Annotated in this window: 13 protein-coding genes, 3 tRNA genes and 1 other RNA gene; 12 read left to right on the top strand and 5 right to left on the bottom strand. The window is 67.6% G+C overall.

Going from position 1 to position 12,371, the window contains the following annotated elements; translation table 11 throughout:
• Positions 1-33: 33 nt before the first annotated feature.
• Positions 34-636, bottom strand: coding sequence for a TIGR00296 family protein (locus tag QZT59_RS00085; protein WP_290809806.1), 603 nt, complete (start codon positions 634-636; stop codon positions 34-36).
• Between the two features lie 103 nt (positions 637-739).
• On the opposite strand from QZT59_RS00085, the gene rnpB reads away from it, so the two are divergent.
• Positions 740-1,209: RNase P RNA component (gene rnpB, locus QZT59_RS00080), an RNA gene on the top strand.
• Positions 1,210-1,264: 55 nt separating this feature from the next.
• On the opposite strand, the gene QZT59_RS00075 is transcribed toward rnpB, so the two are convergent.
• Together QZT59_RS00075 and QZT59_RS00070 are read right to left on the bottom strand one after the other, a co-directional pair.
• Complete coding sequence (locus QZT59_RS00075) at positions 1,265-2,158, bottom strand: alpha/beta hydrolase (protein ID WP_290809804.1); 894 nt, start codon at positions 2,156-2,158, stop codon at positions 1,265-1,267.
• A gap of 745 nt (positions 2,159-2,903) precedes the next feature.
• Positions 2,904-2,976, bottom strand: a tRNA-Arg gene (locus QZT59_RS00070).
• 197 nt (positions 2,977-3,173) lie between these two features.
• Here QZT59_RS00070 and QZT59_RS00065 point away from each other — a divergent pair.
• From QZT59_RS00065 to QZT59_RS00045, 5 genes are all read left to right on the top strand, one after another.
• Positions 3,174-3,650, top strand: coding sequence for a hypothetical protein (locus QZT59_RS00065; RefSeq protein WP_290809802.1), 477 nt, complete (start codon positions 3,174-3,176; stop codon positions 3,648-3,650).
• 269 nt (positions 3,651-3,919) lie between these two features.
• Positions 3,920-5,377 (top strand): single-stranded DNA binding protein, encoded by a 1,458-nt coding sequence (locus QZT59_RS00060; RefSeq protein ID WP_290809800.1) that lies wholly within the window; start codon positions 3,920-3,922, stop codon positions 5,375-5,377.
• Positions 5,378-5,735: 358 nt separating this feature from the next.
• Positions 5,736-6,167 carry a histone gene (locus QZT59_RS00055; RefSeq protein ID WP_290809798.1) on the top strand — a complete coding sequence of 144 codons (432 nt, stop codon included), beginning with the start codon at positions 5,736-5,738 and terminating at the stop codon, positions 6,165-6,167.
• A gap of 7 nt (positions 6,168-6,174) precedes the next feature.
• Entirely contained in the window at positions 6,175-7,185 is a 1,011-nt protein-coding gene (locus QZT59_RS00050) for a histone deacetylase family protein (protein ID WP_290809796.1), read from the top strand.
• Positions 7,186-7,306: 121 nt separating this feature from the next.
• Positions 7,307-7,573: a HalOD1 output domain-containing protein gene (locus QZT59_RS00045; protein WP_290809794.1), complete on the top strand. Its 267-nt coding sequence runs from the start codon at positions 7,307-7,309 to the stop codon at positions 7,571-7,573.
• A gap of 4 nt (positions 7,574-7,577) precedes the next feature.
• Here QZT59_RS00045 and cca read toward each other — a convergent pair whose 3' ends face one another.
• Positions 7,578-8,963, bottom strand: coding sequence for a CCA tRNA nucleotidyltransferase (cca, locus tag QZT59_RS00040; RefSeq protein ID WP_290809792.1), 1,386 nt, complete (start codon positions 8,961-8,963; stop codon positions 7,578-7,580).
• Positions 8,964-9,101: 138 nt separating this feature from the next.
• Here cca and QZT59_RS00035 point away from each other — a divergent pair.
• The 6 genes from QZT59_RS00035 to QZT59_RS00010 all read left to right on the top strand — a co-directional run bounded on the left by QZT59_RS00035 (position 9,102) and on the right by QZT59_RS00010 (position 11,442).
• A tRNA-Asn gene (locus tag QZT59_RS00035) sits at positions 9,102-9,174 on the top strand.
• A 149-nt stretch (positions 9,175-9,323) separates the two neighbouring features.
• Positions 9,324-9,800, top strand: coding sequence for a hypothetical protein (locus QZT59_RS00030; protein ID WP_290809790.1), 477 nt, complete (start codon positions 9,324-9,326; stop codon positions 9,798-9,800).
• A gap of 109 nt (positions 9,801-9,909) precedes the next feature.
• The gene (locus tag QZT59_RS00025) at positions 9,910-10,449 is read left to right on the top strand and encodes a group I intron-associated PD-(D/E)XK endonuclease (protein WP_290809788.1); all 540 of its coding nucleotides are present in this window, start codon (positions 9,910-9,912) and stop codon (positions 10,447-10,449) included.
• A gap of 15 nt (positions 10,450-10,464) precedes the next feature.
• Complete coding sequence (locus QZT59_RS00020; protein ID WP_290809786.1) at positions 10,465-11,049, top strand: molybdenum cofactor biosynthesis protein B; 585 nt, start codon at positions 10,465-10,467, stop codon at positions 11,047-11,049.
• Between the two features lie 93 nt (positions 11,050-11,142).
• Positions 11,143-11,280 (top strand): hypothetical protein, encoded by a 138-nt coding sequence (locus QZT59_RS00015; protein WP_290809784.1) that lies wholly within the window; start codon positions 11,143-11,145, stop codon positions 11,278-11,280.
• A 54-nt stretch (positions 11,281-11,334) separates the two neighbouring features.
• Positions 11,335-11,442, top strand: a tRNA-Ile gene (locus tag QZT59_RS00010).
• Positions 11,443-12,010: 568 nt separating this feature from the next.
• Here QZT59_RS00010 and QZT59_RS00005 read toward each other — a convergent pair.
• A partial coding sequence (locus QZT59_RS00005) for a hypothetical protein (protein WP_290809782.1) occupies positions 12,011-12,371 on the bottom strand: 361 nt, incomplete at its 5' end.

Genomic DNA, 12,371 nt, shown 5'->3' with positions numbered 1-12,371 from the left:
GCCGACCGTCGGTCGCCCGAAGAAGGCGTCGCCCTACACCTGCTCGACGCTGCCGTCGGAGGCGCGCTCGCGGAACACCTGTCCCTCGAACAGCGTGACGACGACGTCGTCGTCCTGCCAGGCGGTCGGCGCGAGACCGGCCTTCCGGCAGGTGCGGTCGAGGTACTCGTGAGCCGTCCAGTCGTGTTCGACCGGCAGCGTGGGGTAGAGCCAGCCATCCTGACCGCGGCCGTCGACCGCGACGCCGTGGGCGCCGAGTTCGAGGTCGGCGAGCGGGTCGTCGGTGAGGACGACGTTGCGGACCACGCAGACGGAGACCGTCAGGTTGTCGAGTTCGGTGGGAGTCACTTCCGAGCCGGCGGAGTCCTCGCTGGCGGCCCGGATCGCCGCGTCGACGATGACGTGGCCGAGCTGGTCGCCGGAGCGATGGCCGCCGGCACAGCCCCGGAGGCTGCCGCGACCTCGGGTGGACTCGAGGCGGACGAACGCGCCCGTCCGCTCGTAGAACGCTTCGCGCATGCTCCCCGGATGTTCTCGCTGGCCGTGTCGCACGAACGCTTCGACGGATTCGCGCGCGAGTTCGACGGCGCGGGCCCCATCTTCGTAGGAAAGATCGACGCCCTGTCCCTGAGACATACGAGAGTAAATGGGGATTACCGCCCAAAAGCCCTTCCATTCGAAACGGCGGTCGGGCCCGTCGACCGCGACGCATAAAGGGGGCGACCCCCTACTTCCGGCCGGGAGAGAGAGCCCGGCTGCCGCGACGGCCGTGCCGGCGACGGCGCGCCCGCAGACCGCGGCGCACGGAAGGCGCCGCGGGGCAACGCGGACCGACTCCTCGAGTCGGCCCGCGCCCGCGAGGAAAGTCCCCCCACCGGCCGGGCAGGTGACCGGGCGCAAGCCCGGGACGGGAGACCGTCGGCTCTGGAACAGAAACGACACGTCTCGGCCCGACCGATGATGCGCGCGAACCCGACCGCGAGGAAGGGAAGATAACCCGCAGAGGGCGCGCGGTTCGAACGGTCGTGGTTCGAATCCACGAACCGTGCCAGTGGCACGGTGAACCGCGCACAGACGGCCGAGGATCGATGGAACGGCGAACCCTCACCGGTGCAAGTCCGCGCCGCTGGTAGCCCGGCGGCGCCGCGGGCGGCGCGGACGCTCAGCCAAATGCCGGGACGAACAGAAGGGGGCTTACTCCTCTCACCCAGTTTCGCTTCGTGAGCGACGGCGCCGGTCGACGTCGATCGGCCCCCGGGAGGGCTCACTCCCGGAAGTCCGCGACCACGCGGTCGATGCACCCCGCCTCTCGGATCGGATCGAAGTACGCGCAGTGGTCGGGGACCGACGCCGTGACGTCGACGTCGTGGTAGTTGTCGGGCGTCTCGCCGTCGGTGAACCAGCCGCCGCAGTCCGCGCCGGCGCAACCGACCCCGCTGCCCAGCGTGCTGAGGTCGTAGATCGTGCAGACCGTCGCGTCCTCGTGGGAGTGGTAGTTGTACACGTCGACGGCGGAATCGCGGATCCCGTCGGCGAAGCGACCGTCGTCGCAGACGGAATCGTCCTCGACGGCGGCGCCGAGCAGCGCGACGGTCTCGAGAACGACGTCGCCGTCCAGTTCGTCGATCGCGTTCAGCGAGAGGCGTCCGCCCAGCGAGTGACCCACGAGGCGGACCGTCGTCTGCGTGCCGCCGAACTGCTGGCGGATCCAGCGGCCCAACCGCGTGCCAGCCTCGTCGGCGTTACCCTCGGCGCCCCAGAAGTTGAGCGTGTCCGAATCCCAGGTCGCCGCCACCACCACTTCGTGGTAGCCGGCGTCCGCCAGTTCGAGGTCCAGCGCGTAAGCCTGATCGTCGCGCGTCTCCCGCCCCTTCCAGCCGTGTGCGTAGATGCAGACCTCCGCCGGGTACCAGTCCCACGTCGGCGGAACGTCCTCGGCCAGGTCGATCGTCGGGTACCCGTCGGGCGAATCGGGCCAGTCGCCGCACTCCTTGACCTCGCCGGCGGAGGCGGATCCGCTGGCCGCGGCGACGGCGCCGCCGGCGACGGCCGCGACGCCGGACAGCCTGAGGACGTCTCGTCGGGACGGCCCGGATCGGCGCCGTTCGCTCGAGGCGACGCCGCGACCGCCCGCGGCATCATTGTTAATTTCACGCATTCCAGCCGAAGTCACAATTTTTGGAAGTGAATGACTTTCTTATATTTTTTAACGTAATATAAACGGGAGGGAACCGTTACGGTATTTGAACGATCGGTTCGTTTTCGACCGCCGGCGCGCCGACTCCGGCTCGAACCGCCGCGCGAACCCGGCCGAGGAACCGACGCGACGGACGTGTTCAACTCTCCGCGCGGAAAGGATCGCCAGCGCTACCGTCTCGCTCCGCCCGCGGCTTCGCCGTTCGCGTGGACCAGCCGGAGACGTCCGAAGGGCGTGTCCGTCGAGATTTGAACTCGCCGAGACGTTCCGGGTCGCTCGCTTGCTCACGGCTTCGCCGTTCGCTTCGCGGTTCTCGCTTCGAACCGCGCCCCGCTCGCTTCCCGGGCTGGGACTCATCCGCACACATCTCCGGGTCCACTTCTCACGCGACGTGTACTCGCGCCGCTACGCGGCGCTCGTGGTCGGCGTCACGTGAGAAGTGTCCTGACGGAGTTCCACGCGAGCGTAGCGAGCGTGGAGCACGTCAGGGCACGAACGGAGTGAGTGTCCTGACGGAGATTTGGACAGGTGCCAGACGGTCGCTCCCTTCGGTCGCGCTGCGACTGCCGTGTTCAAATCTCCTCGTGCGAATTTTCAGCGCATGGGCTCCTCGCTTCGCTCGTCGCGTCGTGCGCTGAAAATGTCCTGACGGAGTTCCACGCGAGCGTAGCGAGCGTGGAGCACGTCAGGCCACGAACGGAGTGAGTGTCCTGACGGAGATTTGAACTCCGGTCCCTGGCTCCGCAAGCCAGGAGGATAGTCCACTACCCTACCAGGACGCAATATTTTCTATCCCCGGTTCGGTTAAAGCACTTTCGAAACGGGCCGTGGCCCGCTCGCGGTTCGCCGCCACGCGGGCGCTGCGTTCCGCGCGCCGTGGTCAACCGGAGGTGGCAGTGAAAACATTAATTCCATTACAAAAAAATCTATTTTACCTTCGAGAATGTATTTGATAAGAGGGGGAGAACACGGGAGCATGCGACGACGCACATTGCTGTCCGGAATCGCCGGGACCACCGCCGTCGCCGTCGCGGGATGCATCGGCGGCGAGGAGAGCGGCGGCGACGAAACTGAGCCAGGCGAATACGAAGAACCGGAGATCGAGACGGTGGACCAGGAGCAACTCGACGGCGCGGACGGCGACGACGAGCGCCACGTCGAGACCGCGGCGACGGTGGTCGTCGACGACGACCGGATCGAGATCGAGGGGCAGCTCGAAGCGTCGACGCCGTGTCACGAGGCCGTCGTCACCGACGTCGACGGAGACGGCGACACGCTCACCGTGACCGTCGAGGTCGAGGACGCGGCCGGCGAGGACGAGATGTGCACGCAGGTGATCAGCGAGATCGAGTACGAGGCGACGATCGCGTTCGAGGACGGCGCGCCCGAGACCGTGGTCGTCGTCCACCAGGACCGCGCGGGCGAAGAGACCGCGACCGAGTACGACGTTTGAGGCCACGCGAACGTGATCGGCGCACCAACACCGATTGGGTCGCCGCGAACGTGATTGGAGCAACATCACTGATCGACCCACCTCGAACGATACGTGTGGGTCGACACTGAACGATACGTTCGGGTCGACACTTGGCCTCACGCGCGTGAGAACGATTCGCTGACGGGATGACGTCGAACCGTCGACCCGCCTCCGGCCGCCGGTTTCGGCGGGTCCGCGCCGCGGATTTGGCAATACTTATGCGCGGTTGCTGCCTGTTCGGTCCTAGCATGAGCGACATCGAGGGGATCTACGAAGACCTCGAGGCGGACGTCTCCCTCGAGGAGTTCCGCGAGGCCGTCGAAGCTAAAGTCGAGCAGATGGGCGGGCTCGCGGACGAGGAGACCGCGGCCATGCTCGTCGCTCACGAGGTCGGCGAGAGTGAGGTCGGCGGCGTTGCGGACATCGAGCCGGGGATGGAGGAGGTGAAGTTCGTCGCGAAGGTGACGAACATCGGCGACGTGCGCACCTTCGAGCGCGAGGGCGAGGACGAGGACGGCCGGGTCGTCAACGTCGACGTGGCCGACGAGACGGGCGCGGTCCGCGCGGCGTTCTGGGACGAGCGGGCCGCGGCCGCCGTCGAGGAACTCGAGGAGGGGCAGGTGCTGCGGATCAAGGGCCGGCCGAAGGACGGGTACAGCGGCGTCGAGGTCAGCGTCGACGAGGCCCAGCCGGACGACGACGTCGAGATCGATATTCAGATTTCTGACACGCACACGGTGGAGGACCTCTCGCTCGGCCTCTCGGACGTCACCCTGGTCGGGAAGGTCCTCGAAACCGACTCGGTGCGCACCTTCGAGCGCGACGACGGCTCCGAGGGGAAGGTGTCGAACCTCACGCTCGGCGACGAGACCGGCCGCGTTCGCGTCACGCTCTGGGACGAGCGCGCAGACCTGGCCGCGGAGATCGAACCCGAAACCACCGTCGAGGTGATCGACGGCTACGTCCGCGAGCGCGACGGGCAGCTCGAACTCCACGTCGGCAACCGCGGGACGGTCGAGGAGGTCGACGAGGACGTCGAGTACGTCCCCGACAGCACGCCGATCGAGTCCCTGGAGATCGGCCAGACCGTCGACATCGCGGGCGTGGTCCGGTCGGCCGACCCCACGCGAACGTTCGACCGCGACGACGGCTCGGAGGGACAGGTCCGCAACATCCGCGTCCAGGACGCGACGGGCGACATCCGCGTGGCCCTCTGGGGCGAGAAGGCCGACATCGATATCGGACCGGGCGACGAGGTCGCGATCGCCGACGTCGAGATCCAGGACGGCTGGCAGGACGACCTCGAGGCCTCCGCGGGCTGGCGCTCGACCGTGAGCGTGCTCGGCGAGGCGAACCCCGGTTCGGATGGCGGCGATACGGACGGGGCCGGCGACGACTCCCCGGGGCTCTCGTCGTTCGCGGACGACGGCGAGAACGGAGACGCGGACGGCCCCGAGTCCTCGGACGCCGCGGCAGGGTCCGCGGACGAGGCGGACGACGCGCCGGCTGCCGAGGACGACGAACCCGTCGACGGCGAGACGATCGAGTTCACCGGCGTCGTCGTCCAGGCCGGCGACCCGGTGATCCTCGACGACGGCGAGACGACGATGCGAGTCGACACCGGGACGGACGTCGGGCTGGGCGAGGAAGTCACCGCCCGCGGCACCGTCCGCGACGGTCGTCTCGACGCCGACGAACTGTTCTGAGGGGCGAGGGCCGAGCGCAGCGAAGCCCTCGAAAGGGCGAGCGTGGAATGAAATGACCCGTGAGCCCACCGAGCCGTGAGCGTGCGGAATGAGCGAGAACCGCGCTTCGCCCGATACTCGCCGCTCACGGGGCGCTTCGCTCACCGTTCGCCATCCCGAGGATCTCACTTCGTTCGATACTCGCCGCTCACGGGGTGCTTCGCTCACCGTTCGCCATCCCGAGGCCTCGTTCCACTCGGCCTCGCACCCGTTCCCCGCTCGACACGACGAGATCTCTCGCTGCGCTCGGGATCTCGCGGCTCCCGTCGCCGGTAGCGCGACGGAAAGCATTAAGGGTGTCAACTGCCGCAATTCTCGTATGAACGTCGAGCTGCCGTTCGCGCCGGTGGACACCATCATCCGCCGCAACGCGGGCAACCTGCGCGTCAGCGCCGACGCCGCGGCGGAGCTGGCGCGGCGGATCCAGGACCACGGCGCCGCGCTCGCGGTCGAGGCCGCCGAGCGGGCGACCGCCGACGGTCGGAAGACGCTGATGGCCGAGGACTTCGGCGTCGAGACGGTCGTCGACAAGGACGAGCTCGAGCTGCCGGTCGCGCCCGTCGACCGCATCGCCCGCCTCGAGATCGACGACCGCTACCGGGTCGCGATGGACGCGAGAGTCGCGCTCGCAGACATCCTCGAAGATTACGCCGACAACGTGGCGCGGGCGGCGGCGATCCTCGCCCACCACGCCGACCGGCGCACCATCATCGACGACGACATCGAGACCTACTTCGCGCTCTTCGAGTGACCCCCCGATGCGCTTCGGCTACAGCGAGCGTTGCGAGGATCACGACCCCGGCCCCCGACACCCCGAGTCGCCCGACAGACTGCGAGCGATCCGCGAGCGCCTCGTCCGCAAGCACGGCGTCGAGTACGTCGAATCGGCACCCGTCGACGTCGAGACCGTGACCGCGGTCCACGACGCCGACTACGTCGAGGAGTTCCGGACGTTCTGTGCCGACGGCGGCGGCAACTGGGATCCCGACACGACCGCCGTCGAGGCGACCTGGGACGCGGCGCTGCGGAGCGCGGGACTCGCCTGCTGGGCCGCCGAGGCGGCGCTCGACGGCGCCGAGGGTCACGACACGCCGTTCTCGCTGGGCCGACCGCCGGGCCACCACGCGGTCGAAGCCGACGCGATGGGATTTTGCTTTCTGAACAACGTCGCCGTCGCCGCCCAACACGCGCTGGATACGCGCGAGGTGGACCGGGTCGCCGTCGTCGACTGGGACGTCCACCACGGCAACGGTACCCAGGACCTCTTCTACGACCGCGAGGACGTCTACGTCGTCTCGCTGCACGAGACGGGGCTCTACCCGGGAACCGGCGCCGCGGACGAGACCGGGGACGGCGACGGCGAGGGGACGACGATGAACGTCCCGATGCCGCCCGCCGCGGCCGACGCCGACTACCTCGCCGCGTTCGACGAGCTCGTGGCGCCGGCGCTCGCCGAATTCGATCCGGGGCTGATCCTCGTGAGCGCCGGCTTCGACGCCCACCGCCACGACCCCATCTCCCGGGTGCGGCTCTCGACCGAGGCCTACGCCCTGATGGCCGACCGGGTGCGCACCATCGCCGGCGACGCCGGCGCGAGCCTCGGGTTCGTGCTCGAAGGCGGCTACGGCCTGGAGGTGCTCGCCGACAGCGTCGCCATCGTCCACGAGACGTTCCACGGCCGCGAGCCGATCGAACCAGACGACGACGTCGGCGAGGCGGTCGACGCGGCCCTCGACGAGGTGGCCGAGGCGCACGGACCTGATCGGTAGGATACGCGATCGGCGCCTCGGGGAGGACGGGCTCCGAATCACGGCTGGAGCGCTAAAAGTTCCGAACACGTTGTCCTCGCAAGCACAATTCTACGGCAGGAATCCGGCGGAGACGTCCACGATGCTGGACGAGTCAGCGGCGCCCGTCGAACACTCCTACGACGAGCCTACGCCGGCGAGTATCGCGGTCATCCAGGCGCTCACGGCGATCGAAGAGACGGACCCGATCGACCCCCCGATCGTCCTCTACGATCACGTGAATCCCGAGGCGCTCGATCTGTTGATCGGGCACGAGAGCGCGACCGCCGCGGTCGAGATCAGCTTCACGGTGGCGGACTATCGAGTGACGGTTCGCGATACGGGCGAGGTCGTCGTCGAAGCGTCGTAGCGAGTCACGGCACCGGCTCGAAGTACGCCGCCAGCTCGACGCCGAACTCCGGACCGAGCGCCGCGACTTCGTCGCCGACCAGCACCTCGTAGCCGTCCGCCAGGGCGGACTCGACGTGGGCCCCGAGAGCGACCTCGAGGAGCGCGTCGCTCTCCAGGAATCCGCGGGCCGTTTCGAACTCGCGCTCGCGCTCGACGACGTAGCGGTCGCCGTCGATGAAGGGGCCGTAGACGTCCGGGTCGTCGGCGTACGCGTCGAAAAAGTCCTCGGCGTGGGCGCGGACGTGGACCGGCGGCCCCTCGTGGCGCTCGACCGCGGGGCGCTCGGCGACGGCGAGCTCCGCGAGGACGACGCCCGTTTCGTCGGCGTACGCGTCGGTCCGGAGGACGTCGAACCCCCGGCGGACGAGCGCGTCCGCGATCCCCGCCCGGGACTTCTCGAGCTGCGGGTAGAGCTGGTCCTCGACGAGGTCCGGCGCGTCGAAGCGGACCGCGACGGGCGTGGTACGGCGCCGATCGAGGTGGTCCCGGAGCGCGGCCTCGTCGAGGGGCGCGGGGTCCTCCGCCTCGAACAGGTCGAGTCGCGGTTCCGCGAGGAGGTCGCGGGCGTAGTGCTGGAGGCGGGCCACGTTGGTCGCGTCGCAGACGGCCGCGACGTTGCGGCCGGGGTCCGTGGGATCGATGACGACCAGCGGGTCGTCGAACTGGTGGTCGGCGTCGCCGTGCGCTTCGGGATCGAGTTCGACCGGGGGCCGCCAGTCGGCCGCGGCCGCACAGAGTTCGCGAAAGCCGCCGTACTCACAGACCAGCAGCTCGGTGAGGTAGCCGCTGAAGCCGCGCGTTCGGAGGTTGCTCCCGTAGACGCCGATCCCCTTCATGAACGCCTTGGTGAGCCTGACCTCCCGGGCGAGCTCGGCGTCGAGTCGCGCTTGGAGGTAGTCGTCGTGAAACGGGGTGCGATCGACGGCCGAGCGGATATCGGTGGCGTCCGCGAGCCGATAGCAGGGGACGACGTCGACGTCGAACCCGTCCAGCTCGCCGGTGACGTACGGGTGCTCGGCGTACTCCTCGCGGCCGTCCGGCAGCGTCTCGTGGCCCACCGCGAGCCCGTACCGTTCCAGTGTGTCGCGGTCGATGTCGGGCGGGAAACGGACGAAGACGTCGACGTCCCGGTCGCCGCTGATCCAGGTCTCGCGGGCCGTCGAGCCCACCAGGACGACGTCGGCGTCGGGGCAGCGCTCCGTGGCCGCGTCTTCGGCCCGTCGAAGCAGCTCGGTCGCGACCGCCTCGAACGTCTCCCGCTCGTCCGCGTCGGGCTCGACACGTTCGAGAACCCGCTCGACGACCGTCTCGAAGTCGTCGGCGCCGGCGGCGGCCTCGTCGTCGCTCATCACGTTCCGATTCACGCCCCGCGGGTTAAGGCGTGTCGAAGCGTGCGCAGGTGCGATGATCCCGCCGTCCGGGTGATAGCAATCCGCAGGCGGGCAAAGCGAAAGCCCTATGAAACGCTCGCGTTTACTCGAAACCGAGCCGAAGTAGCTCAGATGGTAGAGCACCTCGCTGTTAACGAGGTTGTCCCAGGTTCGAGTCCTGGCTTCGGCGCTCCCGTTCTCACGGTCTCTCGCGAGGAGCGGTCGCTCCGGGCGAACCCGACCGTGACCGGATCCGTGTGCGTAATATCGCGATACCGGTCGGAAACGATCGGCGCGCTATTTTACGATAACTAGTAGCAATTGTCACACGGGTGTGGTATGAAGGAATCACGTACGAACCGGCGAGGAGCACGTCGCGGCGTGGGGGCTGGCGCGCTCGGGCTGACTGCGGGCGCGACGACGAGCGCGGCAGGAGCGGAGGCGACGGACGCGACCGACGATCACGGGCGGAAACTCACCCTCGAACTCGAGCTCGGCCACGACAGGGTGCTCGAGGGGTGGGAGGAACTCGACGACTACCACGACGTTCGGAAGGACGTCCTCGCGTCGATCGACGTTCGAGGAACGATCGCAGGGGGTGAGGAGACGACCCTGTTCTGCCAGACGGCGGCGATGAAGCGCAGCACCGTTCGCACCACCGAAGTAACGAACGTCCACTACCCGGAGGACCCGCGCGAGGAAGTGCACACGCACAGGACCGCCATGCTGGACGGCGAGCACGAAATTTTCGGAGTCGTCGTCGACGCCTTCGAGGACCGCACCGCCAGGGACCGGATCGAGTTCACCGTGCGATGAGGCTCGGAACTCGACGCCGTCTCCGCCACCGGTTCCGTCGACCGTGGCCCCGAACGCGATCGGGGATCGCGTCCGAAGGTTTACGAGGGAAAACGCGGCCAGGCGGCCCATGATCGACCGCGTCGAGCGTTACGAGTCGCTCGAACGGTCCCAGAAGCGAGGTTACGCGACCGAGGCGATCGTCACGGTCGCCTTCGCGCTGCACGATATCCCGGTCTTCGTGCCGACCTCCGAGGAGGAGTCGTGCGACATGGTCGTCGGGATCGCCGGCCGGTTTCGGCCGATCCGATGTGCGACGGCGTACCGGAAGTCCCCGGGAACGGTGCCGTTCGAGACCGCGGGCGGCCGTCGCAGAGCCGGCTCCGATCGGCGCGGTTACGACGGACGGGCGCCGCTCTTCGCCGTCTACGATCCGATCAACGACTACCGCTACCTGATGCCGGCCGAGGAGGCGACGTCGGAGACGATGGAGATCCGGTTTCGGGAGGCGAGAAACGGGCAACGGGTGGGCGGCAACTGGTACGAGGACTACCTGTTCTGTGAACAGCTGGCGCGGATGAAGGGCGGGTCGGTGTACGGCGGGGACGGCGAGGGGAGGGGCTGGAATCGGCAAATCGACATCGATGGGGCAGGCTATTTCTCCCCGTAGCGAGGATGGTCGGCCATGGCAGACGACCGACGCACGACCGACGACCACGGTCACGACGTCATCGATCCGCTGTACGTAGCCATCGTCACGGTCTCGAGTTCGCGCGCGGCGGAGGCGGCCGACGACGGCGACCCCGACGACCCCGGCGGCGACACCGTCCAGGCGTGCTTCGAGGACGACGGCCACGAGGTGCGCGAGCGGCTGCTCGTCCGCGACGACTTCGCGTCGATCCGGACCGCGGTTCGCGGGTTCGTCGCCAGGCGGGATATCGACGTGGTGGTGACGACCGGCGGGACGGGGGTGACCGCCGACGACGTCTCGCCGGAGGCGACGGCGTCGCTGTTCGAGCGCGAGCTGCCGGGCTTCGGCGAGCTCTTCCGGATGCTCTCCTGGGAGGAGGTCGGGACGCGGGCGCTGGCCTCCCGGGCGACCGCCGGAATCGCCGCGGACACGCCCGTGTTCTGCCTCCCCGGGAGCACGAACGCCTGCCGGACCGCCTGCGAGGAGTTGATCGTCCCCGAGGCGCCGCACCTGGCGGGGCTGGCGACGGCCCACCGGGCCGACGTCGAGGAGGCGACGCTGTCGGCGTACGACGAGTGATCGCCACGTCGGGCTCCGAGACCGGCGGGAAACAGATCACCGAACCGGACGCTGCCAGCCCTTATTGACGCCGGGAACGTAGCACCACGTGTTATGTGCCACCACATGTCCGACGAGCGGCTAGAGGAACTGTCCGAGGCCGAGCGCGAGGAGTTGCTCGAGGTCCACGACGAGAACGAACTCGCCGAGGAGTTCGACGAGGACGAACTCGAAGCGATCGGCGCGGCGTAGGCGGTCGGCTCGGACAGTAACCGTTACTACCCTGTGGGATTTTTCTCGACACGAGGGCCCTTAGCTCAGTCTGGTGAGAGCGCTCGGCTCATATCGAACGCCGGTGGGTCGCCGGGTTCGGGGGATACCGAGTGGTCGATGGTTCGAATCCGTCAGGGCCCACTCGAACGCCGCGAGCGCTGCGAGCGGAGTGAGGGGACGCACTGCGGATTCGAACCCGGGGAGTCGCAGCACGCGAGCGAAGCGAGCGTGACCGTCTCCACACGGTTCGAATCCGTCAGGGCCCATCCATACTATGCACGGTTCTGAGCCAACGGAATAACATGATACAACGCCTGTACCCCTTATTTTCGAGATTGCGATGGCGATCGATCCGTGAGTCGTGTTCGGAGTTCATCTATCTGCTGGACGCGGGTCGCTGTCGTCGTGCCTTCTCTGATAGCCGACGCGCCAGAGTCATAGAAACAACCGATGATTGAGGCCAAAATCGTAGAATCTGGGCGTTGAGACGCTGCTGGGGCCCTCGTTCAGACGAGACAACCGTGGTCGGTCTTATGTAGAACTCCGGAAAGGGTTGCAAATTATTGTTATCGCTTCAGATAAAATGGAAACTGCCGTTGTGTAGGTCTGCGGACTCACCGCTGGGATTCCTACCAGCTATAGATGATGTTCGTAGCGTCGTGCAAGCCTCAGGGCGCATATTCAGCAGCGAAGCGAGTAGAGGTGCGTGTCACTTGAAATGACAGTAACCGCTTTGCTCGAGAAATCGACGCGCCTCGTCGAATCTCAGTTCTCGCCGTACCTCGTCTTCGAACCTGTCGAACTCGACGAGTCCCGCGTCCGCTAATTCGGGGAGTAGAACGTGATGGAGTTCGTAGCAGATCGTGAGGTACTCCCCGGCGTCGAGGGTCTCTCCCTCTCGAAGGATCGGATCTGCAGAGATCGCACTCTCGGCCAGTAGCGCACGTACTACTCGCCACTGTTGCGCTGAGAGCACACGTTCGATGCGGTCGTTGTTACAGCCTTTCTTTCTCGCGAACCTGTTATCTGCGACGACCGGTAACCCTCGTCGTCGCTCACTCCGAACCCTC

The sequence above is a fragment of the Halovivax sp. genome (assembly GCA_007119345.1).
Lineage (GTDB): Archaea > Halobacteriota > Halobacteria > Halobacteriales > Natrialbaceae > Halovivax.
Note: the sequence above shows the minus strand (reverse complement) of the source record. Positions and strands in the feature narration are given on the sequence as shown.

Excerpts from the sequence above, each read along its gene's own strand:
- QZT59_RS00085 (WP_290809806.1), bottom strand. The coding sequence starts at position 636 with ATGTCTCAGGGACAGGGCGTCGATCTTTCCTACGAAGATGGGGCCCGC.
- QZT59_RS00075 (WP_290809804.1), bottom strand. The coding sequence starts at position 2,158 with ATGCGTGAAATTAACAATGATGCCGCGGGCGGTCGCGGCGTCGCCTCG.
- QZT59_RS00065 (WP_290809802.1), top strand. The coding sequence starts at position 3,174 with ATGCGACGACGCACATTGCTGTCCGGAATCGCCGGGACCACCGCCGTC.
- QZT59_RS00060 (WP_290809800.1), top strand. The coding sequence starts at position 3,920 with ATGAGCGACATCGAGGGGATCTACGAAGACCTCGAGGCGGACGTCTCC.
- QZT59_RS00055 (WP_290809798.1), top strand. The coding sequence starts at position 5,736 with ATGAACGTCGAGCTGCCGTTCGCGCCGGTGGACACCATCATCCGCCGC.
- QZT59_RS00050 (WP_290809796.1), top strand. The coding sequence starts at position 6,175 with ATGCGCTTCGGCTACAGCGAGCGTTGCGAGGATCACGACCCCGGCCCC.
- QZT59_RS00045 (WP_290809794.1), top strand. The coding sequence starts at position 7,307 with ATGCTGGACGAGTCAGCGGCGCCCGTCGAACACTCCTACGACGAGCCT.
- cca (WP_290809792.1), bottom strand. The coding sequence starts at position 8,963 with ATGAGCGACGACGAGGCCGCCGCCGGCGCCGACGACTTCGAGACGGTC.
- QZT59_RS00030 (WP_290809790.1), top strand. The coding sequence starts at position 9,324 with ATGAAGGAATCACGTACGAACCGGCGAGGAGCACGTCGCGGCGTGGGG.
- QZT59_RS00025 (WP_290809788.1), top strand. The coding sequence starts at position 9,910 with ATGATCGACCGCGTCGAGCGTTACGAGTCGCTCGAACGGTCCCAGAAG.
- QZT59_RS00020 (WP_290809786.1), top strand. The coding sequence starts at position 10,465 with ATGGCAGACGACCGACGCACGACCGACGACCACGGTCACGACGTCATC.
- QZT59_RS00015 (WP_290809784.1), top strand. The coding sequence starts at position 11,143 with ATGTGCCACCACATGTCCGACGAGCGGCTAGAGGAACTGTCCGAGGCC.